Raw genomic sequence first — 24186 nt, forward strand, 5'->3', positions numbered from 1 at the left:
AAAACAGATTATCAAATAAAAACAACCCGCATCATGAACAAGATTATCATTTATCTGAGTGCCGTATTGCTGCTGTGTAGTTGCGGCAGTGTAAGACATTATGCAGCGTTTCAATATGACAACGGAGACGACTATGTAAGTGAAGGACTGTACCGCATAGTGGACCGGAAAGGACGTATCGGTTACGCTGACGAGACAGGCAAGACCGTCATCCGTCCTCGTTTTGCCTTCGGCTATCCATTCGAGGGTGGCAAGGCGAAAGTCACCGATTCGGGGGAACGGAAAGAGGTGGCGGGCTCCGGCGGCGAGCACTGGTATTGGGAAAGTGATGACTGGTACTACATTGACCATAGCGGAAACAGGATTGAATAGATGTAATCGGGGCATGATATTGTCACACCCCGATAGGATTCACTTTCATGGTGGAGAGGTTCAGGTACAGCCCGTGATACTCGATTATACCGTTGCGGAACATTTTCCACAGGATGTTGCAGCCGAGCTGTGCCAATGTGGAGTTGATGAACAGGTCCTGCTTTTCCAGGGCCTCCGCCAGTGAGCAGCTCGGTCCCGAGTCTTTCTCCTTTACTTTCGCGTATTTGACATATCGTGTGATCACCTTCAGCGATTCTACCGTTTCGTACAGCTTGGATGCCGGTTGTTTGATTTTCTTCGGTACGGTTCCGAGGATGACCTGTCCCGTATCCTGCGTGTTGCCGAAGTCCATCCAGTACAGGGGGGTCTCGTGGCTTCTGTATTCTGAAACCGGCACGGCTTTCAGTATGTTCCACAGATCGAGACGGGACTTTATGTTGTCCGTGCAGGTAATCGTTATGTTGGCCAGATTGTCCCGTCTGGCGTCCTTCAGAGCTGCCGGATAGATGTCCGGTACCGCCTTCCAGTCGTTGCCGAAGAAGTTGTTCATGCGTGTGACAAGACACTGTGCCTTGTTCAGGCCGATGTCCGAGGGGCTGAAGAGCTGCCGCCCGATATTGGCCTCCGTTACGATGTCGGAATCATACACAGTTATGAACAGTCCGGGATGTCCCAGTCCCCTCAGTGCCGTGTCAAGCCTGGCCAGGCAGGTAAGCACCTGCGAGCCTGTTCCTCCCGCTCCGATAAGGTTTACCGTTACCGGATGCTGTGGGTTTATGAGATAGTTGTCGATGTAGTGTACTCTTTTCATTTCAGTATGTCTTTAAGTTTCATGTTGTTCAGTTGCTTCAGTTCGTCGAGGTTGAAGTCCCTGTCCCGTGCCGCCTTTGTCACCAGCACGAGGTTTGATTTTGTCGGGTTCCCGTTCCCTCCCAGGTGGGAGAATTCCGTCAGCCAGAATTTCCTTTCCCAGTACTGCAGCAGCTTCTCATAGGTCAGGTCCTTCGGCAGATCTATCCTGGCGTTTCCCAGACATACGCTGGAACCTGTCACGTTGAAGAATGGCGCGGCATACAGTACGGTATCCGGTCCGGGAACATTTTCCTTGTAGGCATAGATTCTCATTCCGTGTTCTCCGGCCTCATAGATCACTCCCGGCAGGTAATATTCCGCGTTTTCTATTTTGAGCGCGGGGCTGAAGAACATCATCCTCTTGTGCGGAGGGTTGTACCACACGTATCTCTCGCTGCCCTTGCGCGGGTCGCAATACAACAAGTTGTCGGGTATCTTCCCGTATGGAGTGGTGCTGTGTCTTTCCGAGTATCCCTTCACGAGCGTGTTCATGAATTCCAGGGTTACCGGTCTTCCTTCCGTCATGTTTCCCCGGTCGTCAATTTCACGGATTTCAAGGAAAAAGTTCCTGTCATTCTCCGAGGCATAAGCAATCAGTGCCGCCTTGGGGTTGAGCGGCGTCTTGATTTTTCTGGTCAGTTCGTTGCTGTCTATCATATGCTTTCAGATTGGTTTATACTGTGATGTTGATGAATTTTTCCGCCCATTTGAAGAAACGTTCCGGATAGTCGTCCATGCGGAACAGTTCCTCCGTTTCCGGAGACAGGTCACAGGTGGTGACCGGAATGATGTCATATGTCTCCTGGCTGTAGGAGTTGTAATAGTCGGTGAGATATTCCGTTATCATGTCGGTGCAGTCATAGATGACCCGGATCTGCTTGCTGAGATACATGGGCAGAAAGTCCGGTTCTTCCTCGTAGAAGGGATCGTAGCCGTATTCCATGATGCCGTGTTCAGGTGTAAGGAACTCCAGACCCTCCTTCATGACAGAGAGCAGTGACTGTTCGTACCCGTCCTTCGGCTTATATCGGTCGATTGCCTTCGGCAGATTCTTGTAATAGGATTTGCGTTCCACCCGGCGTAACAGGGCATGTATCCTGCCTTCCTCATAGGAGTGCAGGAGCCGCCGCCTCTTTTTCCGGTCAGATGCCGTTTCACCCGAATCATCCTCAGACATCAGTGTCAGGGCATAGTCCATGTCGTCCTCGTCCAGTATGGTGTTTATCCCGTTCGCCTGCATCAGGTTGTGGATGAAGGTGACGGATATGCGTCTCAGTTCCGGTCCGAGCCTTTCCATGAACTTCGTCGGGAAGTAATACAACGTGAGTTCTCCCCATTCATGACATTTCCAGAGACGGAACAGGAGTCTTTCTTCGTCCTGCTCAATGTTGACATTCATGTCATTGCCTACAAGGTTACACATCTCTTCGTGCAGTCTGGCAATGCTTTCGCCGGGCGTTCGTCCCGGTGTATGTACCGCCTCCTTCTTCATGAGGAGTGCATATCTGAAAAAGGAATCACGCAGGTACTCATAGTTTTCCTGCGTGATAAGATTGTGCGGCTTCCCGTCAGTACCGTCCGTGAACAGTTCCGATGGGGATATCGGCAAGAACGTAGCGTTCAGAAAAGAATTACGGCACCGCTGGGTGCCGCAATCCGTTTCTTTCTTTCCGTGCCGTAATGCACCTTCCTTTCTGTTTCCGCAATGATAAGTCTCGCGAGCTGTTCCGCCTGATATCCGTCCAATGGTACACATGATTTCTTCTTTTTTCTGTTGTCCTTTGCCATATCCTTTATCCTTTTGTTCCGATAGTTGTCTTGAACTCATATTCTGTCATGTCCTCCCTGATGACCGGTCCGTGAACGGTAGCCGTCGTCAGTTCCGGGTACATGTTCGAATAGTAGCTCATGACCATGTCCGGCGAGATGTTCGGATCCGGGTCATGAAGGGTTATATACTCCGTTCCTTTCTTGAATTTGAATGAGCGTGTCATTCCTTTGATTTCGAGTGCCATGTCTTAAACTGTCTGATAAGGTGAATACTTGGGTTCCAGCATGGACTGCGGGAAATCAATGTATTCCTCGTAGTCCTTCTCACTGTATGCGGGGTGTTCCTGATCGGAGAGGTACGGTTGCTGTTCGTCCTCCTGCATGAACCGTTCTTCCTGCCAGTCCTGTATTTCAGGCTGCGGCGGATATTGAGTTTGGGAAGGCTGCTGTCCGCCTGTCCGCTGTACGTATTGCGCGTGCGGCTGTATCTGCGGTCTTGCCTGCGGTTGTGGCGGCTGTTGTTGCGACGGCCATATTCCTGGCTGTTGCGGATGCTGCGTGTATGCCTGTTGTGGTCTCTGCGATGCCGGCTGTGCCTGTCCAGGCATCGGTTGTGACGGTCTCCGCGTGTATGCCTGCTGCGGTGCCGGCTGTTGCGGACGTTGCGGTTGCGGATTTCTCTGTTCCGGTGCCTGCGTGTATGCCGGCTGTTGGGAGTGTGGCTGTTGCTGCTGTACAGAAGATTCCGGCTGTGCTTCCTGTTCCATCAGGTCGAAGAGGCTTCCCCGGTTCATTTCCGTGTCGGCCGCCTTTATCTTCTCCTCGATTTCCTTCAACTGGGCGGCATTTGCATGTGCTTTCGCCTGTGTAAGCACGCTGACGGCTTCCCGGTGGTTTCTGGCCGCTGTCAGTTCTTCCGCCTTCTTCATCAGTTTCTCGTACTTTTCCCGTTTCTCGCGTTCTTCCTTCGTCTCCTTGGATTTCGCTTCCTTGGCAGCCTTGCTGCTGGCGGCTGCCTTGTCCGCCTGAGCCTCGAACTGTGCCATGTTGGAGATCAGCCCGCACGTTTTCTGTATAGGTCTTGTGACTGCCTGCAGGAATCCCGTATCAAGTTCCTGCGGTGTGCCCGTGACAGTCAGCGGCACGATGTGGTTCTGGGCCTCGTCCTTGAGTCCGTTCGATTTGGGCAATGTGGAAACGGTCAGTTGTCCGTTTGTCTTGCGGATGACGATCGTGAGGTCCACGCTTTCCGTCATCATCTGGTGGATTGCTGTAAAAAACATAATTTCAGATATTAAATGATTAGACGATGTGTTTCAATATTCGCTGAAGAATTCTGCCAGCAGCCTGTTCCTGTCCGGATGTCTGCAAATTTCCAGAACGGGGTTCAGCAGCTTTGAGATGTGAACGGGACCTGTGGTTCCCCTTGGTGGCAGCTTGATTGCCGGTTGCGGGACGTGTACTTTCGGTCTTCTTGTCACGGGCATCCCTATCGGAGCTGGTGACTGTCTTGTGATGATCGCTTGTTGCATACTCTTTAATTTTTAACTGTGAATACCCGGGCTTTGGCAGCCCGTTGAACTACAAGGGCCCAACGGCAAATGCTTCCGGAAAGGCAGGGTTTTCGGGAAAAATACCGGAGCCTCCGGCGAGGATGATTTTTTCCGAAACCGCTTGCGGCCTGACCTTGCCGTCCGACAAGAAGCGTTTGCCAACTTTGCCCTGTAGTTCTCGGTTTGCCAATGTCTGTGTTTTTAGTCCTTTCCCTTTTCTTCCCGTGTCATTTCCGGTTGTGACGGATACAAAAAGAGCCGCCCGCTCCCGGACAGCTCCCTTATGCTGCAATGATAAATTCCGTGCATGTTCCATATCGTCAGATTTCAGAAGACCAGAAAACTCAGTATGCACAGAATGATGGCCAGTGCCACGATAAAACAGGCTATACGGTAGAGGAACCTGAAGAGTCCCCTGAAACAGATGATGGCCACGGCGGTCCATACAGGCGATATGCCGTGGGAATAGAGCCAGCTGAATATGATGGCTGCTGCTACGGCCAGCGCGAGTGTCCTTGCCCATCTGCTGTCCGCTATCTTTCTGATACGTTCTTTTGCTTTCATAATCTTCATGTGTTTGGCGGGAATGCCATTCCCGGTTTCAGGGGCTTTCTTGCAGTCCGCCTCCACAGGCAAGGTTTTCGGGAAAAATACCGGAGCCTCGGGCGAGGATGATTTTTCCCAGAAACCGTAAGGCCAGACCTTGCCGGTGGAAACGGGCGGGCTGCGACCTTTGCCCCTCGAATCGGGATGGCTTCATCATTTCCTTTTCCTGCCGTTCCCGTTTTTGGGGAACGAGAGTGTCAGGGTGAACCCGGCGTCAAAGGTGACCGAAGCGTCGAAGGCCACACCCTTCTTTCCCTTGAATCCCTTGATAAGGCGTGTGGAACCGGAGGAGAAAAGTTGTTCCAGATGCTGGTCCGTCAGTTCCTTGTTCAGGAACCTGCGGTACACGGTCAGTTCGCACCCTTTATTGTCGCAGCGGGCACTCTTCTCCCTGACGATGATGTGTCCGGTCTTGCATTTGGGACAGGTGAACGTGCGGGCGGCTGACGCCGGAAGGCTGAGGTTCAGGATTTCACAGGTAGCCTTGCGGGTGTAGTCCGTGATGGATGCCATGAACGTGTCCGGTCCGAGTGTGTGCCGCTCTATCTGGAGCAGGGTCTTCTCCCAGCTTCCTGTCAGGGAAACATCCGCCACGAGCATGTCCTTCACCGCATCGTAGATATGGAGTCCCTTTTCCGTGGGGACGATGCTCTTGCCGGAGCGGGCGATATAGTCACGTTTGAACAGAGTGGTGATGATGGCGGCTCTTGTGGCGGGCGTGCCGATGCCCAGCTCCTTTACGGCCTCGCGTGCCTGTTCGTCGGCTATCTCCCTGCCGCAGGTCTCCATTGCTGCCAGCAGCGTGGCTTCGGTATAGAGCGGTCTGGGCACGGTCTTCTTCTGGGCCAGTCCGAATCCTGAAACAGGGACCGTGTCCCCTTCGGCAAATATGGCCGTATCCTCGTCGGTTTCCGGTTCGTCGTCCTGCCTGTCCTCTTTCCTGCGGAAGATGCCGCGCCATCCCGGACTGACGATAAGGGAGCTGTTCGAGCGGAAATCCATGTTGTCCAGACGGCATTCCATAAGAATCAGCTCCTTCTCGCAGCAGGGCGAGAACGCCTCCAGCATACGTCCGGCTATCAGCGTATAGATGGCCTCTTCCGCCTCGGAAAGCCCTTCGGGAGCGATGCCGGTCGTGATGAGGGCATGGTGGTCCGTCACTTTGCTGTCGTCCACGCTACGGGTGTTTAGACGCGCAAAGTCAAGGATTCCGGCACTTGTGGCGAATCCGGGCATGGCCAAGATTCTTTCCAGCAGACCGGGCACGCAGGCCATCACGTCGTGCGGGATATACCGGCTTCCCGTTCTCGGGTAGGAAATGAGCTTCTTCTCGTAGAGCGACTGGGCGATGTCCAGCGTCTTTGCCGCGGGCAGGTCGAGGTGCACGTTGCAGTCCTTCTGAAGTGCCGTCAGGTCGTAGAGCAGCGGCGGCTGTTGCAGGTTTTTCCTGCGCTCCACCTTCGTGACCGTCGCCGAAGAATCGGGAGAGAGACTGCGGTAGGCGGCTTCCGCCTTCTGCCTGTCGTCAAAGGTCGCGGGATGGAAGAAGCGGCGGTGTGACGTGCCGCCATTGAGGGTGACATGCAGCTGCCAGTATGGTGTGGATACGAAACTGCGGTTCTCCCTGTAGCGGCTGCATATCATGGCGAGCGTCGGAGTCTGCACCCGTCCGATCGAGTTGTTGGACGAGCCGGAGACGATGGCCAGGGCACGGCTGGCGTTCATGCCCACCAGCCAGTCCGCCTTCGCGCGGCTGTCGGCGGCGGCATACAGGCTGTTGTATTCCGAGCCGTCCTTCAGTTCCTCCAGCCCTTTCCGTATGGCCTCGTCAGTAAGCGAGGAAATCCACAGGCGTCTGAACGGTTTCGTGCAGCCCAGAAAGTCGTATATCCAGCGGAAGATAAGTTCCCCTTCACGACCGGCATCGGTAGCCACGATGATGCTGTCACAGCGGTTGAATACGCTTTCTATGACTTTCAGCTGTTTCGAGGCGGCGATGTCCGTAACCATTCCCCTGTCCGTGCGCATCTGTCGGGAGATCAGGCGGAACGGGTTCGGCAGCATCGGCAGGTCCTCCGCTGCCGTTTTCGTATAACCGTAAGTGTCCGGCATGGCCAGTGACACGAGGTGTCCCAGTGCCCAGGTTACCATATATCCGTTACCGGAACAGTAGCCGTCATTTCTTGTATCAGCCCCGACTACACGGGCTATGTCCAAGCCTACACTCGGCTTTTCTGCGATGATTGCTATCATATTGGATAAAAATTAAGCCGTTTCCCGTTTTCCATGCGGAAGACAGGAAACGGCGGTAAGACATCGGTTTACTTGATAATTGCTTCCAGATTATTTGCCCAGCGGTGTCACTCCCTGGATTTCCAGCAGCGGTGCCTCGCCCTTGCGGACCAGCTGGAGCGTGGCGTCCATCACCACGTCCACGCCGAGGAGCACGAGGCTCAGGGACATCACTTTCGTTTTCTCTCCCCTGAGGAGGGTGTCCATTTCGCCGGAGAGTTCCAGCTCGTCCTTCATGATACCGATACCGGAGAGTTCGTCCCAGTTCACTTCATCAGCCTTGAAAGGCATGTCATTTCCGTTTTCCTTTTTCATATTTCTTTCTTTTTTTATTTAACATTCATTTTCCGTTACCTATAGTCAGGCAATGCTCGCACCTTTTGACTTGCGGTTGCCCTGTTCCTGTCGCTGGCTGTTGGCCACCACGTTTCGCTGTGACGCGTCACGCTTGCGGTCAGGATTCTCGTTGTAGAAGTCCAGACGCCCCTGGTTGAAGTTCGCCTTGACGTACTGCGAGATGGTCTTCCCGTCATATCCCTTTATGCCTTCCACCAGCACGGCCTTTCCGCTCTGCAGGTCCGCACGCTGCTGTCTGGTCAGTTCCACGTCCCATACCTTGGTTGGAATCTTGAAATCCTCGCGCTGCTCGAAACCGTCCGGCGTACGGGAGTAGCTCAGGCGTCCCGTTTCCAAATCGGCCTTGATGAAGGAGGAGAATTCCTCTCCCTTGCGGTTCACCATGTCATTGAGGAAAATCACCTTGCCGTCACGGAGCTGCTGCTGTTCCTCCAGCGATATTTTCACTCCGTTGATCTCGTTGGGGATATAGATTTCGCGTGCGCCTTCCGGAGAGTCCGGATTATAGCGGGTGTAGGACGGGCGGCCTGTCGCCTCGTCCAGCTTCACGTAGGAGGAGAACACCTCGCCGTCCTTGCGCTGCATTCCCTCCACGAAGATGGCTTTTCCGGCGTTCAGGTCCTCAATCTGTTTCTGTGTCAGTTCCACGCCCCCGAGTGTCTGGCGGTTGAAGAGCTTGTCGTTCTCGAAAATGAACTCGACACCCCTGCGTTCGGCATTCACCTGGATGAAGGCGTTGAACTCGTTGCCGGACTTGGCAATCATGCCCTCGACATAGACCTTCTTGCCTTCACGCAGGTCATTCTGCTCCTGCTCTGTCAGTTCCACGCCCTTGATTTCCCTTGGGATGAAGGCATTCTCCGCTTTCATGGCGACCACCTCGTTGGTCAGCTTGTCAATACTGATGAAGGAAGGGATATATTCCCCGTTGCGTCCTTTCAGCTCCACGACACGTCCCATGTTGCCCGTTTCGAGCAGGTTCTTCTTGTCCTCGTCGGAGAAGATATGTCCAAAGTACGGTCGGTCAAGGTCGGGTTTCTGCCTGATACCGTGGATGCCGAGCACCACTTCGCCCGCCATGGACTGCTGGAATGACAGACGTGCGTCAGTCCTCAGTACGGCCGAACCGAAGTTCATGCTGATGGGTACTACCTGGTTGGTCTTGTATCCCTTGAGCATCTGTTCGAGCAGTCCGCGTTCCTGGAGGTATTCACGGGAGATTCCGAAATTCTTTAGCTGTTCCCAGTTGATCATGGACTCGTTGTAACGGTACTGGGAGGACTGGGTCTGCGGCTGGCTGTCAGCTGCGGCAGCCTGCTGCTGGGTTTCATTTTTCTTTGCCATTTCTTCTTGATTTTTTGGGTTGATACTTTGGTTTTCCTTGTTGCGCGGAACAATCTCGTACTGCTTGAGAAATTCCTCCACGGCTTTTGTCTTTTTTCCTGCGGCGATGTCCTCGATGGCCTGCTGTACGGCAGGGTCGTCCAGCCTGTCTTCCTTGACGGAGAGGATTCCGAAGCGTGTCGGGTCTTTCAGTTGGCTCCAGAAGTTCTTGATGAAGTTCTCGAAGGCATCTGCATAGCGGTCAATCTTCAGGAAGGAGTTCCGGTTCTGCCTGTCGGCGGCTACCGTGTTGAATTTTCCGTCCTGTCCGATTTGCGACACCGCTTCCAGAATCAGTTCCATCTTGTCGAGGATGAACACGATGTCACTCATCTGCTCGTTTTCGGTGACCTGCGGTTTCGGGGGTTCTTCCCTTGCATTTTTCTTTGCCATAATTTTTGATTTTTAGTGTTGATAACTCATGTTGTCACCGCAAATATATAGGAGAAAAATTGATAAATAATTGATTTGCAATGTGTTAGGATATACATTACATCTTGTGTCATCACATTACACCGCAGGCCGGAGAAAATGGAGTGAAAATACGGGGTAAAACGGCAGGAAAAGGAGAAAAAACGAAAGGCGGCAAAGGAAAGGGAAAAGGCTGGAACAGGCCGGACAGACAAGGGCATGGCGGTACGCACAGCCGCACAGAAGAAAAGGAAAAACTGTAATTATGCAGAGTTGGGAGCGAGCTGCTTTTGTCCCCCTTGATGTGTCCTTTTGTGACAGGAAGCGGAATTCTGTTTACGGGAATAACCGGATGGCGTAATCCATTGGGATGGCATACGGGAGCATGGTTCTCCCGTCGGATTCTTTTTTATTTTGACCTGTATCTATGCGTCGTAGGTCGCTTCGCTTGCTAAGTCCCGGTACTTTCCTCAACTCGGACGGCAATACCGGAGCGTTTTTTCGGGCGGAAAATTACCGCAGGGAATTTTGTGTCCCGAAAACCGGAGGCTTGAACGTGGAGGTATTCGCCCTCCGAGTTAACTTCTCGGAAGGGACTTGTCAAGTGAAGCGTGGCTTATGACCGTATTATTGGAATGATTATGGACATTGATGTTTACGATTGAATTCGACATCTAATATGTCCAAACGGTCGGTTTGTATTGATGTACATGTATTGTGAATATTAGAATTAGATTAAGGTATAATTGGTTTCTGATACAAAGATTTAATCCTTGACCTCATTCATACTCATAAAAATCAAAGATTAAATCTTGAATTGTGTCATAAAAGTTCTTCATACACTCCGAATCCGAAACATCCGGCTATGACAAAATCTTCCCCGCTTTTGTCAACGAGTGACAGCAGGCTGTCCAGAGTATCGCAGTAGAAAAAGATTTCATCGTCCATTTCCGTATCGGAATCCATGTCCAGGGCTATTCTTGTCTCCAGTGTCTCCAAGGTGTCGTTCCAGCGTATGATGCATTCGAGGAAATGTGGTTCATGTCCCTTTTCATTACGGTACTCCTGATATTTTTCACGGATTTCCTTCTTGATTTCTTCCGGCTTTTTCCAGGAACTGTCGTCCACGATTTCAAGACTCAGACCCTCGACAAGCAGGCACGTGCCTCTATCATATACCATCAGGGTACATTTTCCCATGTGTTTTTTTCTCAAGTTTTCCCAATCGGGAATGTCCCATCGTTCGGTAGTCCATACTCCCCGATAATTTTCGGGGACAGCGAGATATTCGCTCAGTGTCATTCTTTTCATTTTTCTGTGTATTTATGGTGAAACAAAAAGAACCTTGCAGGTCTTGCAAGGCTCTCCAAATGCGGGATAGCGGTCAAACTCGTTGCAGGCGTCCCAATTAACGCTCATCGTGTATCCTTTCGGGAAATGTGTGCCGACAAATTTTTCAATCATGGCCCGTTCCTTTTCGTTCAGACTGCCGTCCTCTTCCGTTCCGTATTCCAGGGCATATATGGCCCATTCGGGGATGTTGTCCCATTCCGTCTTTTTCATGTGCGCTGCCATAGCATACCGTTTATGCGGCGGAAAGTCTGCCGATTATCTCCTGAAGTTCCTGTTCCCATTTCCCGTCGCCATTGCCGAAGGATGGATAGGTAAGCTGGTACCAGTTGTGGTAATCGAAGAGTTTCATCCTCAGCGGATAGTAGTCGAATATTTTCCGGCCGTCCCTAAAGATGCGGATATGATTTATACCTACGTTCATGGCCTGTAATCCGTGTCCGTTTAGAATCTCATGGAATCTTTCCATCGGGGTGAAGTTGCTTCTGCTCATATCTTTCATTTTTTTGAGTTAGACATCTGCGGCTTGTCAAGCCGGTATTTTATTTCTTGCCTGCCTTTCTGTCCCGTGCCGGATAGTGCAAGGCTTTGCGAAAAAATACCGGAGCACTCGTGCGAGGATGATTTTTTCAGCAAACCACGGAGGGCCCCGGCCTTGCACAATCCAGCGGGCACGGGACGACCTTTGCAGGCGGAAATAAAACAGCGGTCTCTGTTGTTCCTTTATTCCCCGTCATTGTTTTCTTCTCCGTCCTGCTGTGGAATAAGGTGTTTCAGCTCCGGATCATTTTTTATTCTTTCCATCTCTTCTTCTATTATCTGCAACACGTCCGCCTTTATCTGCGAGTAGTTTCGGTCAATCTGCTGTTGCATGATATCGTTTCCGTCTGCGTCCCTGAACTCGTTGATGACAGGAATTTTCTTGTAGGCTTTCATCTCTTCCGATACCTTTGCGCTGTCCACGATGATGCGGGCATGGAAAATCTTCTGGTCTATCTCTTCCCCGAAATTGTCTGCCACGCTGCCAACGAATGTACCCTGCGAAAGATTGGCTATCTTGGAAGCGGGTATCAGGGAATCAAGCTGCGTGTTGATGGAAGTCGAAGTGTCCTGACGGTTGATGGATATGGACTGCCGCTGCTGGAGAATCTTGCCGAACCGTTCCGACAGTGATTTTGCCGTTTCTCCGACCACCTGTCCGCTGAAGATATTGCCCACCGTGTTCTGGATAACCTTCGCCTCCTTGTCGCCGTAGTCACGTGCAAGCTGCGAGAAGTCCTGGAAGCCGAGACAGACGGCCACCTTGTTGCTTCGGGCGGTCGCAATCAGGTTGTCGATACCACGGAAATAGATGGTCGGAAGCTCGTCGATGATGATGGAACTTTTCAGTTGTCCTTTCTTGTTCACCAATTTGACGATGCGCGAATTGTACAGGCCGAGAGCCGCCGAATAGATATTCTGCCTGTCCGGATTATTGCCCACGCAGAGGATTTTTGGGTGTTCGGGATTGTTCAGGTCAAGGGTGAAATCGTCTCCCGTCATCACCCAGTAAAGCTGTGGCGAGATCATTCGCGAAAGAGGGATTTTCGCACTTGCTATCTGGCCCTGGAGCTGGTCTTGAGCTCCACCTTGCCATGCGTCCATAAAGGGGGAAAGATAGTTTTCAAGGGACGGATAAGAGGTAAGAATCGTGAAGATATCGGCATACGGCTTGTTAAGAAATTCGATTGCATGAGGGAACGTGCAATACTTTCCGTCCTTGTAAATCCGCAAATACCAGATGATTGCGGCAAGCAGGATAATCGGTGACTCCACGAAAAAATCACCCTGTTTCTGTATCCAGGTCTTGTTCAAATTGAGCATTATGGTATAGGCACTTTCGTAGGCATCGCTGATATCTGCCATGAATCTTGGATTGATTGGATTACATCGGTGGCTGCGTCTGGGGTCGTCGAAATTGATGACATAGAATTCCGGCTTGACTTTGTAATGTTGTCTGTGCTTGAGCAGATGGTTGTAGGCTATCTCCGAAAGGTCCGGAAACTTGTAGTCATAGATATACATGGCAAAGGATTTCTCAATCTGCTGTTTGATGTAGTTGTTCACCACGGCATAGCTCTTTCCGGAGCCGGGTGTTCCAAGTACGATAGAGGCTCTGAACGGGTTCACGATGTTGATCCAGCCGTCCCATTCCTTGCCCTGATAGACAAATTTCGTGGGCAGGTTGACGGAATACTCGTTTTCCATAAGCCTTGTTTCCTGCATGAAACTTTCGTTGGCGGTGTTGAACACGTCTTCCATGAGGTTGTGTTTCAGCATACGGCTGATCCATATTCCCGACATAAGCAGGAGAATGTAGCCCGTGGTAAGCGTCAGCGTATATACGGTAGCATTCAATGTCGTACTGAACGGCAGGTCAAGCATCCACCAGTTCATGAAGAACAGGACGATGCCGCCGAGGAAGGCGGCGTATATTTTCCGCCACGTCATCTTCTGGTTCTTGACACCTTTCGTACCCAGACACGAAAGTCCCAGGAATATGAAGGCGAACACTTTCGTCACGAGTAGGTTGCTGAACAGTCCTGCCGTCCTCTGGAAGTTCAGCAGAATTCTGTCCACGACTCCGATGTTGATGCCCATATCCACGAATGCGCTGTAGCAGAACCAGTAGACATGGATCACAATAAACACGATGGAAATGGCACGCATGAACTCCATGACCTTGGCCAGTCCTCTTAAATCATCTTCTTGTTGCATAACTGTAAAAATTTTGATGGTTGGTAATTGACAATCAGGATATGCCGCGTGAACGGCGTTTCTTCTTTTTCTTGCGTTGCAGTCTGCGGGCGAGTGCCTCCTCCTGCGGGTCCGGTCCGTTGATGTCGGGACTGAATATTCCGAAAGCCTGCTCGATGGCGCTTTCCATGTTGTCGGAAAGGCTCTCCCGTGTGGAGGCATATTGTCCGGTGGATTCCGGCTCCGGAAATTCCTGCGGCCTGTTGAAAAGCTGTTCGAAGGCGTTGGCGGAAAACTCCTTGCCCAGACGGGAACCGTTATATACCTCACGGTTCCTGTGGTCTATGAAGGTCACGCCGTAGATACGGCCTTCCTCGTTTTCCCTGAACACCACGTCAATGCCCTTTTCCCCGAGCAGCCGGATGAAATCTTCCCGGTTTCCTCGGCAGCCGTGCATGGCCAGCGTGACGGCATCATGGATTTTCGGCTGCCACTTCCGGTTTCTGAAATCTCGGACATTGACGGCAATCCTTTTTTCTATCCCTTCGTAGCCGAAGCGCTTGCCGATGAGCGAAGACTTGATGGGCGTGCATACCGGCCTGCCCGCATCGTCCGTCAGGGTATATACGATACCGTTGTAGGGTGAGCCTTCAAATTCTCCCCGAACCTGTTTGGCCTCGATGTTGAAGCATGAGAGCATGGCACTGAACTCCCCGAATGTCTGGAAGCGGTAGGCGGTGAACACACTTTTGAGGATATTGCCGACCTGACGTTTCACGTCCCCGTCCCGGTAGTCCGCCTTCTTGAGATACGGTTCCAGCAGTTCGTTCCGCTTGTCAGCCACAGGCTTGAGTCCGAATCTGTTTTCCAGTTCCCGGCAGGCTTTCATCGAACGGTTCCATTCGTATGCGTCACTGATTTTCTCGCCGTTCTCCTTCACGCAGGTGGAGACAATATGGACATGCCTGCGGTCGATGTCCTCGTGCAGATAGACGATGTAGGGCTGGTCGCCGTAGCCCATCTTCTGCATGTACTCGCGTGCCAGTTCCGCGAACTGCCCGTCCGTGAGGCGGTCGTCCACCGATGGGTTCAGAGAGATATGCAGTACCGGCTTCTCCGTGTTCCTGTTGGCGGCGAGGTAGCTCTCGAAAGCCCATAGCGTCTGCTGCATGACATTGTGGGGATTTCCGGTGAGGTCGGTAATCATGCGGTTGCCCGCGATGATACGGGCGGTTGCCTCATCCACTTTACGCTGGTTGTAGATGACCGCCCCGTAGAGCGATACACCCCTGTTGATCTTAGCCACCATTCTGCTGTTCCTCCTTCTTTCTTTTTATAAGGTATTCCTCCTCGAACTCCCGGGTAAGCATGATGATCCGCTTGCTCAGCACCACCAGGTCGATGGTGGCCTTTTCCAGATTGCGGAGCAGGGCGAACGCCCGTTTCTCGCCGAAATTGGACTTGACTGCCTTCACAGTCTGGTTGTAGTTGTTGCCGATGGCCTGGAACTGGTGATAGAAATTTGTAAGTCTGATGTAGTAGTCCATCGCAGCCTTGTCGATTCTGACGACCTTCATTTCACGTCCGAAAATCATCGCCTTGATGAATCTTGCCCGTTGTTTCATCCCGGATTTTTCAAACAGCAGCTCGAAATTTCCGTTCTCTTCCGAAGTCAGTTTGATACCGTAGCGGAATACTGCCGGGTCGGTCTTCGGTTTTCTGCCCGTGCTTCTTCTTGTTCTTCTTTTACTGTTTTCTTCCATACGCATTGAGATTTTCTGTTTCTGATTTTACGTCATGGATTTCCGACTTTGGAGGAAATCCCTCCCGAGCCTTCAGGCGAGTGGCAAGTTTGTTTTGGGATGCCCGAATCATTTCGGGCTGCCCAAAACACAACTTGCTATGTTCGCTTGAACATGAATTTGCCTGAAGTCAAATTGAGTTTTGACCTTCAGCCTCATTCTTCAGCTTCGGGATAGCTCCATCCGGCATCCATTCCGTTGTCGGTGGCAAAGTTACGTCGGTATATCTATCTGTAAAACAACATATTGTATGTAACAAGATGTCATTTGATGACACGGGTCGTCACCTCACCCGAAACATAGTGCCGGTATGAAAATTTTCCTTTTTATTTGCGGCATGAACGACAGAATATGTGCGGTAAAGAGTGTCTGAAGGACCTGCTGACTGACTGTTTGAATGAGAGAATATATGACTGGAATGATGCACGAATGGAGTACTGCACACAGGCAGTAAGGAATGCCTGACAAACTGACTTGTGATGTGCAGTAGTGACCGTCGGACTGAATGGATTAGATACCGTATTACGGCATATATCCAGTCATTCTTTACTTACTGGAATACCGAATCCAATTAATGTTTAACTATAAAAAAAGAAAGAAAAATGAAAAAAGACACAGTTTTAGTTGCCGTTTGCAACCAGAAAGGCGGAGTGGGAAAATCGACCATGACGATTATGCTTGCCGGGTATTATCATTACCTGAAAGGACTGAATGTAGCTGTCATCGACTGTGATTATCCGCAGTACAGCCTGGTACGTATGAAGGAAAGGGACATGCGCACAGTTGAAAACAGTGATTATTTCAAACAACTGCTGAAATCCCAGTACGAACGTATCCGGAAGAAAGCCTATACGATTGTCGGCTCAAAAGCGGAAAATGCCCGTGATGCCGCTGATAAACTTATGAATAATGGGAATTACGATTTGATTATCGTGGACTTGCCCGGCACAGTGAATTCTTCCGGCGTAATCAACACCATCGTGAACATGGACTATGTGATAACCCCGATTATTCCTGACCGTATTGTAATGCAAAGCAGTCTTTCGTTCTCAACTATCGTATGGGACTATGCCAAGACAAGCAAGGAAACTCCTTTGCGAGAATTCCTCTTTTTCTGGACCCGTAAAGATGCCCGCGCTTCCACGGAAGTTTTCGACGCTTACAATATCATCATGCAAAAATTGGAATTTACGGTATTGGATACCATCATCCCGGAAACCAACCGCTACAACAAGGAACTATCCTTGACAACCCGAAACTTCTTTCGTAGTACCTTGTTTCCTCCTCCAGCCAAATCGTTGAAGGGTAGCGGGCTGACAGAATTGGCGGAAGAACTATTGGTCAAATTCAAAAAATAAATACTATGGCAAAAAAACAAGTAACCGTGAACGAAGAGATGATCAGAGGCATTATGGCCGGGGATATACCCAATTATGGGAAAGACATATCCGTGGATGATATAATAACCACTGATGAATCCGATGGGAATGAGTGCGAAGCGGACAATCCGGGACCTGTAACTGTTGAGAAAAGTACAGGCAAACCCAAAAAACGAAAGGACGTCACGGATTCGTACCGCAAAGAGTTCCTTTCTGGAGGAAATGTTCTGCAAAGGCAGCAGGCTTATATCGGTATCGACAATTATCGGCTTATACAGAAGTTTTTATCGGTTGTAGCCCCCAAAATCAGTATGTCGAAATTCATTGACAATGTACTGACCGCTCATTTCGAGCAATATAAGGAGGAAATAGACGGTCTCTATTACAATCAAATCAATAATGAACCTTTATATAAAAAATAATTATGGGAGACTTTTTTGACACTATGACTATTGTAGTCGTTATTATCATGGTATTTCTTGTATTAGTGATAGCCATTCATGCTTCTGCAAGGCTTGTACAAATGACTTTCGGCAGAAAGTCCGGTTTGAAACAAAAGGATACAGCCAAATCAAATGAGGCTGTGAAAAATGCAGAACCGGTAAACCTTCCTGAACAAAAAAAAGAATCGCCCGGCATTGATGAGCGATGTGCCATTTACAAAGAAAAATACCTTACTTGTAAACCGTTGGCAAAGCGGGCACAGGTCTGTATCGAGCAGGAGAATGCCTGTATAATCAAATACATGCTTATGGTCATAGACCCCAAAGCTACCATGTCCGGCTACATCAATAATATTGTGGACGAGCATCTGAAAAAATATTCACCTGAGATTATGAAATTGTACAAAGACAAAGAAAGCTGATTATGGAAATTAAAATTTATTTCGCAGTCAAAGTCCTATGCGCGGTCTTCATACTTTACAGATTGTGGATATTCATCTTCAGTCAGCAAGTGTATGACGCTTGGGAGAAAGTGTACCGTATGATGCGCATAGCCCGTATCAAGTTATGGAAATACCGTAAAGAATATCGGATATACAAGGAAAAGAAAGCTGAAAAAGCCAGGGAAAAGGCAAGACGCAAGAAAAATGTGTCGGAAACAAAAGTGGTACGGGAGAAGCCCGTAACTGTAGAACGGACTTCACAGGTTGACGATAACGACGTGATCGGCAAGACCAGGATCGTCTATCTGGAAGATCCCGATGTGGCAAGAAAAAAGCCTACACATTCCGAACCATTGGTCAAGGAACCTATAGAGGAAGATGAAGAAATCAATCCTGAGGATGTGGTACAGGAAAACAAAGGGCTGACCAAGGAGGAAAAGGAAGAACTTATGGCTCCGGTGGGTGCGGAGCCTGATCCTGATTTCAACACGGCAATGACATTCGAGGAAATGAATAATGTTGTGGAAGTGCTGACTTCCGCTACCCGGGATGAACAGAAGGCTTTTCGTGCGAGCATGACAATTTATCACAAGTTATCCGGTACAGAAGTATTGAATCTTCTTGAAAACGAAATCGGATGTCAGCATAAAATCGGGCATCTGCTCAACGAATATCTGGATGAAGCCGGAAACCCGCTTTTAAGACGAAGGGGGACTCCGAAGAAAAAAGAAGTTTTCGATATAGGTAAATTCGTTTAATTTTTTCTTTTGTTGCCATATTTTTGGGGGGCATGTCGATGTGATATCGGCGTGCCTTCTTCATTTTCATCATTTTCAGAAAACAACATCGAATAAAATACAAATAGTCATATCGTTATCATAATGGCAAGATTCGTACCTTTGTAAAAAATGAATGATTATGGCAGTAACAAAAGCAATATTGGAAAAATGGATGGCTGCTCAGAAGCGTCACCGTCTGTCGGACAAGCATGTGCAAATGGCACGTGAACTTGGTCTGAATCCTGACAAACTCGGAAAGATTGATAACCACAGACATGAGCCATGGAAAGTTCCGCTTCCGCAGTTCATAGAGGATATCTACTTCAAGAGGTTCAAGCGTGAGCAGCCTGAAACTGTCAGGCCGCTGAAACAGATTCTGAAGGAAATGGAATTCAAAAAGAAGCTGCAAAAAGAGAAAAAGGAGGAACAGAGGAAACAGCGTGTCTTCTCTTCCGATTCAGCAGCAGAGTAAACAGCGTTCCCATGATATGAAGCGAAGTCTGAAAGCCGCCCGGTTTTCAGACTTCGCTTTTTTGATTCTGACACGTCGCAGCATTCTCATTTTTTCATGGAGAGTGCCCGTTTTTATATTCTCACTTTTTTCAACCGGCTTCCAAAAATTCTTTTTCATATCGTTTGGAAATCCCTTTCCGATGTAACGTAATGACACCCGATGTCACGCATCGTCAGTGTTGTAAATCAATGAATTACGTGTTATATATTCGTGGTCGAAATCATTTTTTGTCTCACCAATTAAAAGTTTCGACACATGAAAAAAAGATTCTTTTTTGCAGCCATGGCGCTGCTTGCAACGACAGGGGCTTTCGCCCAGGGTAATGGTATCGGCGGTATCACCGAAGCCACCAACATGGTCACTTCCTATTTCGATCCGGGAACCAAACTGATTTATGCCATCGGAGCCGTGGTCGGCCTTATCGGAGGCGTGAAGGTCTATTCCAAGTTCTCTTCGGGAGATCCCGACACCTCCAAGACGGCAGCCAGCTGGTTCGGCGCCTGTATCTTTTTAATCGTGGCCGCCACCATCTTACGCTCATTCTTCCTCTGATTATGGCGGAGTATCCTATCAACAAGGGAATCGGCCGCAGCCCTGAGTTCAAGGGGCTGAAAAGCCAGTACCTGTTCATCTTCGCCGGCGGACTGCTCGCCCTGTTCGTTCTGTTTGTCATCATGTACATGGCAGGCATCGACCAGTGGGTATGTATCGGCTTCGGTGTCACCTGCGCCTCGGTGCTTGTCTGGGTGACTTTCCGCCTGAACGCGAAATACGGTGAATGGGGACTGATGAAGTTGCAGGCGCTGCGCCGACATCCCCGCTACATCATCAGCCGGAAGGGTTTCCTCCGGTTGATTTGTCCAACCCCGAAAAAACGAAGCGTATGAGAAATGTAATGAAAGCCGCCACGCTGGAAAGCCGGTTCCCTCTGATGGCCGTCGAGCACGGATGCATCATCAGCAAGGATGCCGACATCACCGTGGCCTACAGGGTGGAGCTGCCGGAAGTGTTCACGCTGACACGCGCCGAGTACGAGGCCCTCCATTCCACATGGGCGAAGGCTGTCCGGGTTTTGCCGAATTACAGCATCGTCCACAAGCAGGACATCTTCATCGAGGAGAGCTACAGGCCCGACATCTGCCGGGATGACCTGAGTTTCCTCAGCCGCAGTTTTGAAAGACATTTCAATGAGCGGCCGTACCTGAACCATACCTGCTATCTGTTCCTGACCAAGACCACGAAGGAACACAGCCGCACGACCAGCAGCTTCAATGCCCTCACGCGCGGGTTCATCATCCCCAAGGAGATGCAGGACAAGGATACCGTCGCACGCTTCCTGGAATGCTGCGGGCAGTTCGAGCGTATCGTGAACGACAGCGGCCTGGTTCGCATGGTCAGGCTGACGGACGAAGAGATTATCGGTACTGAAACCTCCGCGGGCATTATCGAAAAGTATTTCTCGCTCTCGCAGGAGGACACGACCAGTCTGCAGGACATCACCCTCGGAGCCGGGGAAATGAAGGTCGGAGACAATGTGCTCTGTCTGCATACCCTCTCCGAGACGGAGGATTTGCCGTCATCCGTGGGTACGGACAGCCGTTATGAACGGCTGTCCACGGACCGCAGCGACTGCCGCCTGTCCTTTGCCGCACCGATAGGGATACTGCTCACGTGCAACCATATCGTGAACCAGTATCTCTTCATAGACGATTCGGCGGAGAACCTGAGGAAGTTCGAGCAGACTGCCCGTAACATGCACTCGCTGTCCCGTTACAGCCGTTCCAACCAAATCAACCGTGAATGGATTGAGGAGTACCTGAACGAGGCACACAGCAAGGGGCTCACTTCCATCCGTGCGCATTGCAATGTCTTTGCATGGAGCGACGACCGCGAGAAGCTGAAGCGTATCAAGAATGATGTGGGCAGCCAGATTGCCCTGATGGAGGCCAAGCCCCGTCACAATACCGTCGATGTACCTACACTCTTCTGGGCGGCCATTCCCGGTAATGCCGGTGATTTTCCGTCTGAGGAAAGTTTCTACACCTTCATCGAGCAGGCCCTGTGCCTGTTCATCGGGGAAACGTCCTACAAGGATTCGCTTTCTCCGTTTGGCATCCGCATGGTGGACCGTCTGACCGGAAAGCCTGTCCATCTGGACATCTCCGACCTGCCGATGAAGAACGGTACGATTACCAACCGCAACAAGTTCATCCTCGGACCGTCGGGCAGCGGAAAGTCATTCTTCACCAACCACATGGTGCGCCAGTATTACGAACAGGGAGCGCATGTGCTGCTGGTGGACACGGGAAATTCCTATCAGGGACTGTGCAGCCTTATCCATGCCCGCACGCATGGCGAGGACGGCATCTATTTCACCTATGAGGAGAGCGATCCGATTGCCTTCAATCCTTTCTACGTGGAGGACGGTGTGTTTGACATCGAAAAGAAAGAGTCCATCAAGACGCTTATCCTTACCCTGTGGAAACGTGATGACGAGCCGCCGACACGTGCCGAGGAGGTGGCGCTCTCCAATGCGGTCAATCTCTTTCTGGAGAAGATACGCACGGACAGTACCGTGGTTCCGTCCTTCAATACCTTCTATGAGTTCATCCGCGACGAGTATCAGGAAATTCTGAAGACCAAGCGTACACGGGAGAAGGATTTTGACGTGTGGGGTTTCCTGAATGTACTGGAACCTTATTACAAGGGTGGCGAGTATGACTTCCTGTTGAATTCCGACAGACAGCTTGATTTGCTTGGCAAACGGTTTATTGTTTTCGAGCTGGACAATATCCGTGACAACAAGGTGCTGCTTCCGATTGTCACCATCATCATCATGGAAACTTTCATCAGCAAGATGCGAAAGCTGAAAGGTATCCGAAAGATGATACTCATTGAGGAATGTTGGAAGGCATTGGCATCCGCCAATATGAGCAACTATATCCGCTACCTTTTCAAGACCGTCCGAAAGTTTTTCGGAGAGGCTGTTGTCGTTACCCAAGAAGTGGAAGACATCATATCGTCACCCATTGTCAAGGGAACCATCATCAACAACAGTGACTGCAAGATCTTGTTGGACCAGCGGAAGTATGTCAACAAGTTCGATGAAATCCAGTCCCTGCTGGGCCTGACCGACAAGGAACGTGCCCAGATTCTCTCCATCAACATGGCCAACAGCCCGTCCCGCAAGTACAAGGAAGTGTGGATAGGTCTCGGCGGAACGCAGTCGGCGGTCTATGCCACCGAAGTCTCGCCCGAAGAATACTACACCTATACGACCGAGGAGACGGAAAAGCTGGAACTGATGCGGCTTACCCGGAAGTTGGGTGGCAATATCGAGCTGGCAATCAAGCAGCTGGCCGAGAGTAAACGTAACAGTAAGTAACATTCAAAAATCAAGAAAGACATGAAATTTACCGAATGGATAAGACATCGGATTGTCGGTCGCCTCCGGGAACCGGACTACCGGGAATTGCAGGAGATTGCTCAAAAAGCCAAACTTCTTGCCGGTGTGTACAATCACGGGGAACTTGCAAAGCTTATCCGGGAGTACAGTCATTCGGAAAAAGCTATTGAACAGATTGCCCTGCTGATAGCGAAATCCGAACCCTTCGATTCTCCCATATCAACGATGAAAAAGGAATCCGTAAATATGATGGATGTATTGACGGATACTCCATTTATGGCGAAACACGGCTTTCAACTGACGGATATCCCACCATCGGAAGCCACATCAGTGCATGGCTTGTTCGCAATGTACACCGTTATGCGTGATTGGGGATGTACGAAATATCCGATGAATAGAATTGAACGCCCGCCACATAGTGAAGTAATATCCGCAATAGGAATATTGGACTTCCAGAGAAAGAGCCGGGATGTATCTGAACTGTGCGAACTCGCCTCATACAGCATGCTTCCATCGACCTACGTCAAGCTGCGCTATGGCATTGAGGACAAATGCAGTACCTATGAATGGCTCGAAAGCTATCTGATGGACAGGGATGACTGCTGCATTGAGCCTGATGTCAGGATGAACATTCCCCGTATAGAAGCCGAGATGTGTGCGGCGGCTGAAAAGGCGGTCGAGAATATCCCCGGAGTCCGTCTGCCGGACTTCTATCTTGAGAGACTTGACCGGGAGCTTGACAAATTGGGGCGTATCGCCGTGTCACCGGATGCTTCAAACGACCTTATCAATGTGCAACCGGATTTTCTGATCAAATACGGTATTGACAAGACCGCAGCCCCGGAAGAACAATCCCGTCAGGCACAGAAAGCCTACAAAGAACTGGATGACAGATTAGTCCGGGTTACCAGCCGCAGACCGTATGCTGACGAATTCTTCGCCTCCCTCAGACACGGGAAAGAAAAAGTGGCAGAGGCAGACCGTCCGAGACCGGTACACAAGCCTATCCTCCGTAACCCGCCGTCCAAAGGGCGAAAGATGGGGCTTTGAACTTACGGAAAAAAAGATTTATCAACCATTAAAGATTAACGACATGAAAAAAAGAATTATGACAGCCTTATGCTGTATCTGCCTTCTTTCGGCAGGCAAGGCACACGCCCAATGGGTAGTGACCGACCCCGGGAATCTGGCCCAGGGCATCATCAACGCCGCCAAGAATATTGTCCACACGTCCTCGACGGCCAGCAATATGGTCAAAAATTTTCAGGAGACGGTAAAGATTTACCAGCAGGGCAAGGAGTATTATGACGGCCTTAGGAAGGTCAAGAATCTGGTACGCGATGCCCGCAAGGTGCAGCAGACCATCCTGATGGTCGGTGACATCACGGAAATCTATGTGACCAGTTATGAGCGTATGCTCAGTGACCCTTATTTCACCCCTGAGGAACTGAGTGCCATCGCCCTCGGCTACACGAAGCTGCTGGAGGAGAGTGCCAATCTGCTGACAGACCTGAAGACGGTGGTCAATGAGAACGGCCTTTCGATGAACGACAAGGAGCGTATGGACATCATCGACCGCTGCTATACCGACATGCTGCAATACCGCAGTCTGGTGCAGTACTATACCAACAAGAACATCGGCGTGTCGTACCTGCGAGCCAAGAAACAGAATGACCTTGACCGCGTGATGGCCCTGTACGGTTCACCCAACGAACGCTACTGGTAATTTCAAGGAGGA

29 protein-coding genes are annotated in these 24186 nt (G+C 50.4%); 11 read left to right on the forward strand and 18 right to left on the reverse strand.

Annotated elements, in window-relative coordinates; translation table 11 throughout:
* Positions 1-33: 33 nt before the first annotated feature.
* Positions 34-372: a WG repeat-containing protein gene (locus Q3C19_RS04250; RefSeq protein ID WP_289539844.1), complete on the forward strand. Its 339-nt coding sequence runs from the start codon at positions 34-36 to the stop codon at positions 370-372.
* 22 nt (positions 373-394) lie between these two features.
* Here the strand turns inward: Q3C19_RS04250 and Q3C19_RS04255 are convergent, their stop codons facing one another.
* From Q3C19_RS04255 to mobA, 18 genes are all read right to left on the reverse strand, one after another.
* A complete protein-coding gene (locus Q3C19_RS04255) occupies positions 395-1183 on the reverse strand; it encodes a PRTRC system ThiF family protein (RefSeq protein ID WP_289539845.1) in 789 nt (262 codons plus the stop codon).
* Positions 1180-1881 (reverse strand): prokaryotic E2 ligase family D protein, encoded by a 702-nt coding sequence (locus tag Q3C19_RS04260; RefSeq protein ID WP_032944523.1) that lies wholly within the window; start codon positions 1879-1881, stop codon positions 1180-1182. The genes Q3C19_RS04255 and Q3C19_RS04260 overlap by 4 nt, the downstream gene beginning before the upstream one ends.
* Before the next feature lie 16 nt (positions 1882-1897).
* On the reverse strand, positions 1898-2980 hold the full coding sequence (locus Q3C19_RS04265; RefSeq protein ID WP_057281981.1) for a hypothetical protein: 1083 nt from the start codon (positions 2978-2980) through the stop codon (positions 1898-1900).
* Between the two features lie 37 nt (positions 2981-3017).
* Complete coding sequence (locus tag Q3C19_RS04270; protein ID WP_032944520.1) at positions 3018-3239, reverse strand: PRTRC system protein C; 222 nt, start codon at positions 3237-3239, stop codon at positions 3018-3020.
* Between the two features lie 3 nt (positions 3240-3242).
* Positions 3243-4277 carry a PRTRC system protein E gene (locus Q3C19_RS04275; protein WP_204969544.1) on the reverse strand — a complete coding sequence of 345 codons (1035 nt, stop codon included), beginning with the start codon at positions 4275-4277 and terminating at the stop codon, positions 3243-3245.
* A gap of 33 nt (positions 4278-4310) precedes the next feature.
* Complete coding sequence (locus Q3C19_RS04280; RefSeq protein ID WP_057252928.1) at positions 4311-4526, reverse strand: hypothetical protein; 216 nt, start codon at positions 4524-4526, stop codon at positions 4311-4313.
* A 49-nt stretch (positions 4527-4575) separates the two neighbouring features.
* A complete protein-coding gene (locus Q3C19_RS04285; protein WP_120178367.1) occupies positions 4576-4863 on the reverse strand; it encodes a hypothetical protein in 288 nt (95 codons plus the stop codon).
* Between the two features lie 11 nt (positions 4864-4874).
* Positions 4875-5111 carry a hypothetical protein gene (locus Q3C19_RS04290; protein WP_289539851.1) on the reverse strand — a complete coding sequence of 79 codons (237 nt, stop codon included), beginning with the start codon at positions 5109-5111 and terminating at the stop codon, positions 4875-4877.
* 37 nt (positions 5112-5148) lie between these two features.
* Positions 5149-5310, reverse strand: a complete 162-nt coding sequence (locus tag Q3C19_RS04295; RefSeq protein ID WP_155519610.1) for a hypothetical protein — start codon at positions 5308-5310, stop codon at positions 5149-5151.
* On the reverse strand, positions 5307-7406 hold the full coding sequence (locus Q3C19_RS04300; RefSeq protein ID WP_302727464.1) for a type IA DNA topoisomerase: 2100 nt from the start codon (positions 7404-7406) through the stop codon (positions 5307-5309). The genes Q3C19_RS04295 and Q3C19_RS04300 overlap by 4 nt, the downstream gene beginning before the upstream one ends.
* 90 nt (positions 7407-7496) lie before the next feature.
* On the reverse strand, positions 7497-7760 hold the full coding sequence (locus Q3C19_RS04305) for a DUF4099 domain-containing protein (protein ID WP_032944512.1): 264 nt from the start codon (positions 7758-7760) through the stop codon (positions 7497-7499).
* A 45-nt stretch (positions 7761-7805) separates the two neighbouring features.
* On the reverse strand, positions 7806-9578 hold the full coding sequence (locus tag Q3C19_RS04310) for a DUF3945 domain-containing protein (protein ID WP_289539856.1): 1773 nt from the start codon (positions 9576-9578) through the stop codon (positions 7806-7808).
* Between the two features lie 840 nt (positions 9579-10418).
* Positions 10419-10907 carry a hypothetical protein gene (locus tag Q3C19_RS04315; RefSeq protein ID WP_289539858.1) on the reverse strand — a complete coding sequence of 163 codons (489 nt, stop codon included), beginning with the start codon at positions 10905-10907 and terminating at the stop codon, positions 10419-10421.
* 12 nt (positions 10908-10919) lie between these two features.
* Entirely contained in the window at positions 10920-11171 is a 252-nt protein-coding gene (locus tag Q3C19_RS04320) for a hypothetical protein (RefSeq protein WP_289539860.1), read from the reverse strand.
* Between the two features lie 10 nt (positions 11172-11181).
* Positions 11182-11439 (reverse strand): hypothetical protein, encoded by a 258-nt coding sequence (locus Q3C19_RS04325; RefSeq protein WP_055172787.1) that lies wholly within the window; start codon positions 11437-11439, stop codon positions 11182-11184.
* A gap of 230 nt (positions 11440-11669) precedes the next feature.
* Positions 11670-13703 (reverse strand): conjugal transfer protein MobC, encoded by a 2034-nt coding sequence (gene mobC, locus Q3C19_RS04330; RefSeq protein WP_289539863.1) that lies wholly within the window; start codon positions 13701-13703, stop codon positions 11670-11672.
* 34 nt (positions 13704-13737) lie between these two features.
* Positions 13738-14991 carry a conjugal transfer protein MobB gene (mobB, locus tag Q3C19_RS04335; RefSeq protein ID WP_196071952.1) on the reverse strand — a complete coding sequence of 418 codons (1254 nt, stop codon included), beginning with the start codon at positions 14989-14991 and terminating at the stop codon, positions 13738-13740.
* The gene (gene mobA, locus Q3C19_RS04340) at positions 14981-15451 is read right to left on the reverse strand and encodes a conjugal transfer protein MobA (RefSeq protein WP_017141823.1); all 471 of its coding nucleotides are present in this window, start codon (positions 15449-15451) and stop codon (positions 14981-14983) included. The genes mobB and mobA overlap by 11 nt, the downstream gene beginning before the upstream one ends.
* A gap of 635 nt (positions 15452-16086) precedes the next feature.
* On the opposite strand from mobA, the gene Q3C19_RS04345 reads away from it, so the two are divergent.
* From Q3C19_RS04345 to Q3C19_RS04390, 10 genes are all read left to right on the forward strand, one after another.
* On the forward strand, positions 16087-16842 hold the full coding sequence (locus Q3C19_RS04345) for a ParA family protein (RefSeq protein WP_032944433.1): 756 nt from the start codon (positions 16087-16089) through the stop codon (positions 16840-16842).
* Positions 16843-16847: 5 nt separating this feature from the next.
* Entirely contained in the window at positions 16848-17285 is a 438-nt protein-coding gene (locus tag Q3C19_RS04350) for a DUF3408 domain-containing protein (RefSeq protein WP_032944431.1), read from the forward strand.
* Between the two features lie 2 nt (positions 17286-17287).
* Positions 17288-17728 (forward strand): DUF3408 domain-containing protein, encoded by a 441-nt coding sequence (locus Q3C19_RS04355; protein WP_229033567.1) that lies wholly within the window; start codon positions 17288-17290, stop codon positions 17726-17728.
* Between the two features lie 2 nt (positions 17729-17730).
* On the forward strand, positions 17731-18507 hold the full coding sequence (locus tag Q3C19_RS04360) for a DUF4122 family protein (RefSeq protein WP_032944429.1): 777 nt from the start codon (positions 17731-17733) through the stop codon (positions 18505-18507).
* Between the two features lie 160 nt (positions 18508-18667).
* Positions 18668-19000 (forward strand): hypothetical protein, encoded by a 333-nt coding sequence (locus Q3C19_RS04365; RefSeq protein WP_138265889.1) that lies wholly within the window; start codon positions 18668-18670, stop codon positions 18998-19000.
* Between the two features lie 297 nt (positions 19001-19297).
* Positions 19298-19594: a DUF4134 domain-containing protein gene (locus Q3C19_RS04370; protein WP_072531852.1), complete on the forward strand. Its 297-nt coding sequence runs from the start codon at positions 19298-19300 to the stop codon at positions 19592-19594.
* A gap of 2 nt (positions 19595-19596) precedes the next feature.
* Complete coding sequence (locus tag Q3C19_RS04375) at positions 19597-19929, forward strand: DUF4133 domain-containing protein (RefSeq protein ID WP_138265888.1); 333 nt, start codon at positions 19597-19599, stop codon at positions 19927-19929.
* Positions 19926-22427 carry a TraG family conjugative transposon ATPase gene (locus Q3C19_RS04380; RefSeq protein WP_289539876.1) on the forward strand — a complete coding sequence of 834 codons (2502 nt, stop codon included), beginning with the start codon at positions 19926-19928 and terminating at the stop codon, positions 22425-22427. The genes Q3C19_RS04375 and Q3C19_RS04380 overlap by 4 nt, the downstream gene beginning before the upstream one ends.
* A gap of 21 nt (positions 22428-22448) precedes the next feature.
* On the forward strand, positions 22449-23498 hold the full coding sequence (locus tag Q3C19_RS04385) for a hypothetical protein (RefSeq protein WP_087208473.1): 1050 nt from the start codon (positions 22449-22451) through the stop codon (positions 23496-23498).
* A gap of 43 nt (positions 23499-23541) precedes the next feature.
* Positions 23542-24174 carry a DUF4141 domain-containing protein gene (locus tag Q3C19_RS04390; protein WP_087208475.1) on the forward strand — a complete coding sequence of 211 codons (633 nt, stop codon included), beginning with the start codon at positions 23542-23544 and terminating at the stop codon, positions 24172-24174.
* Positions 24175-24186: the final 12 nt, after the last annotated feature.

Origin of the sequence: Bacteroides sp. ET489 (genome assembly GCF_030518095.1) — a bacterium.
Lineage (GTDB): Bacteria > Bacteroidota > Bacteroidia > Bacteroidales > Bacteroidaceae > Bacteroides > Bacteroides ndongoniae.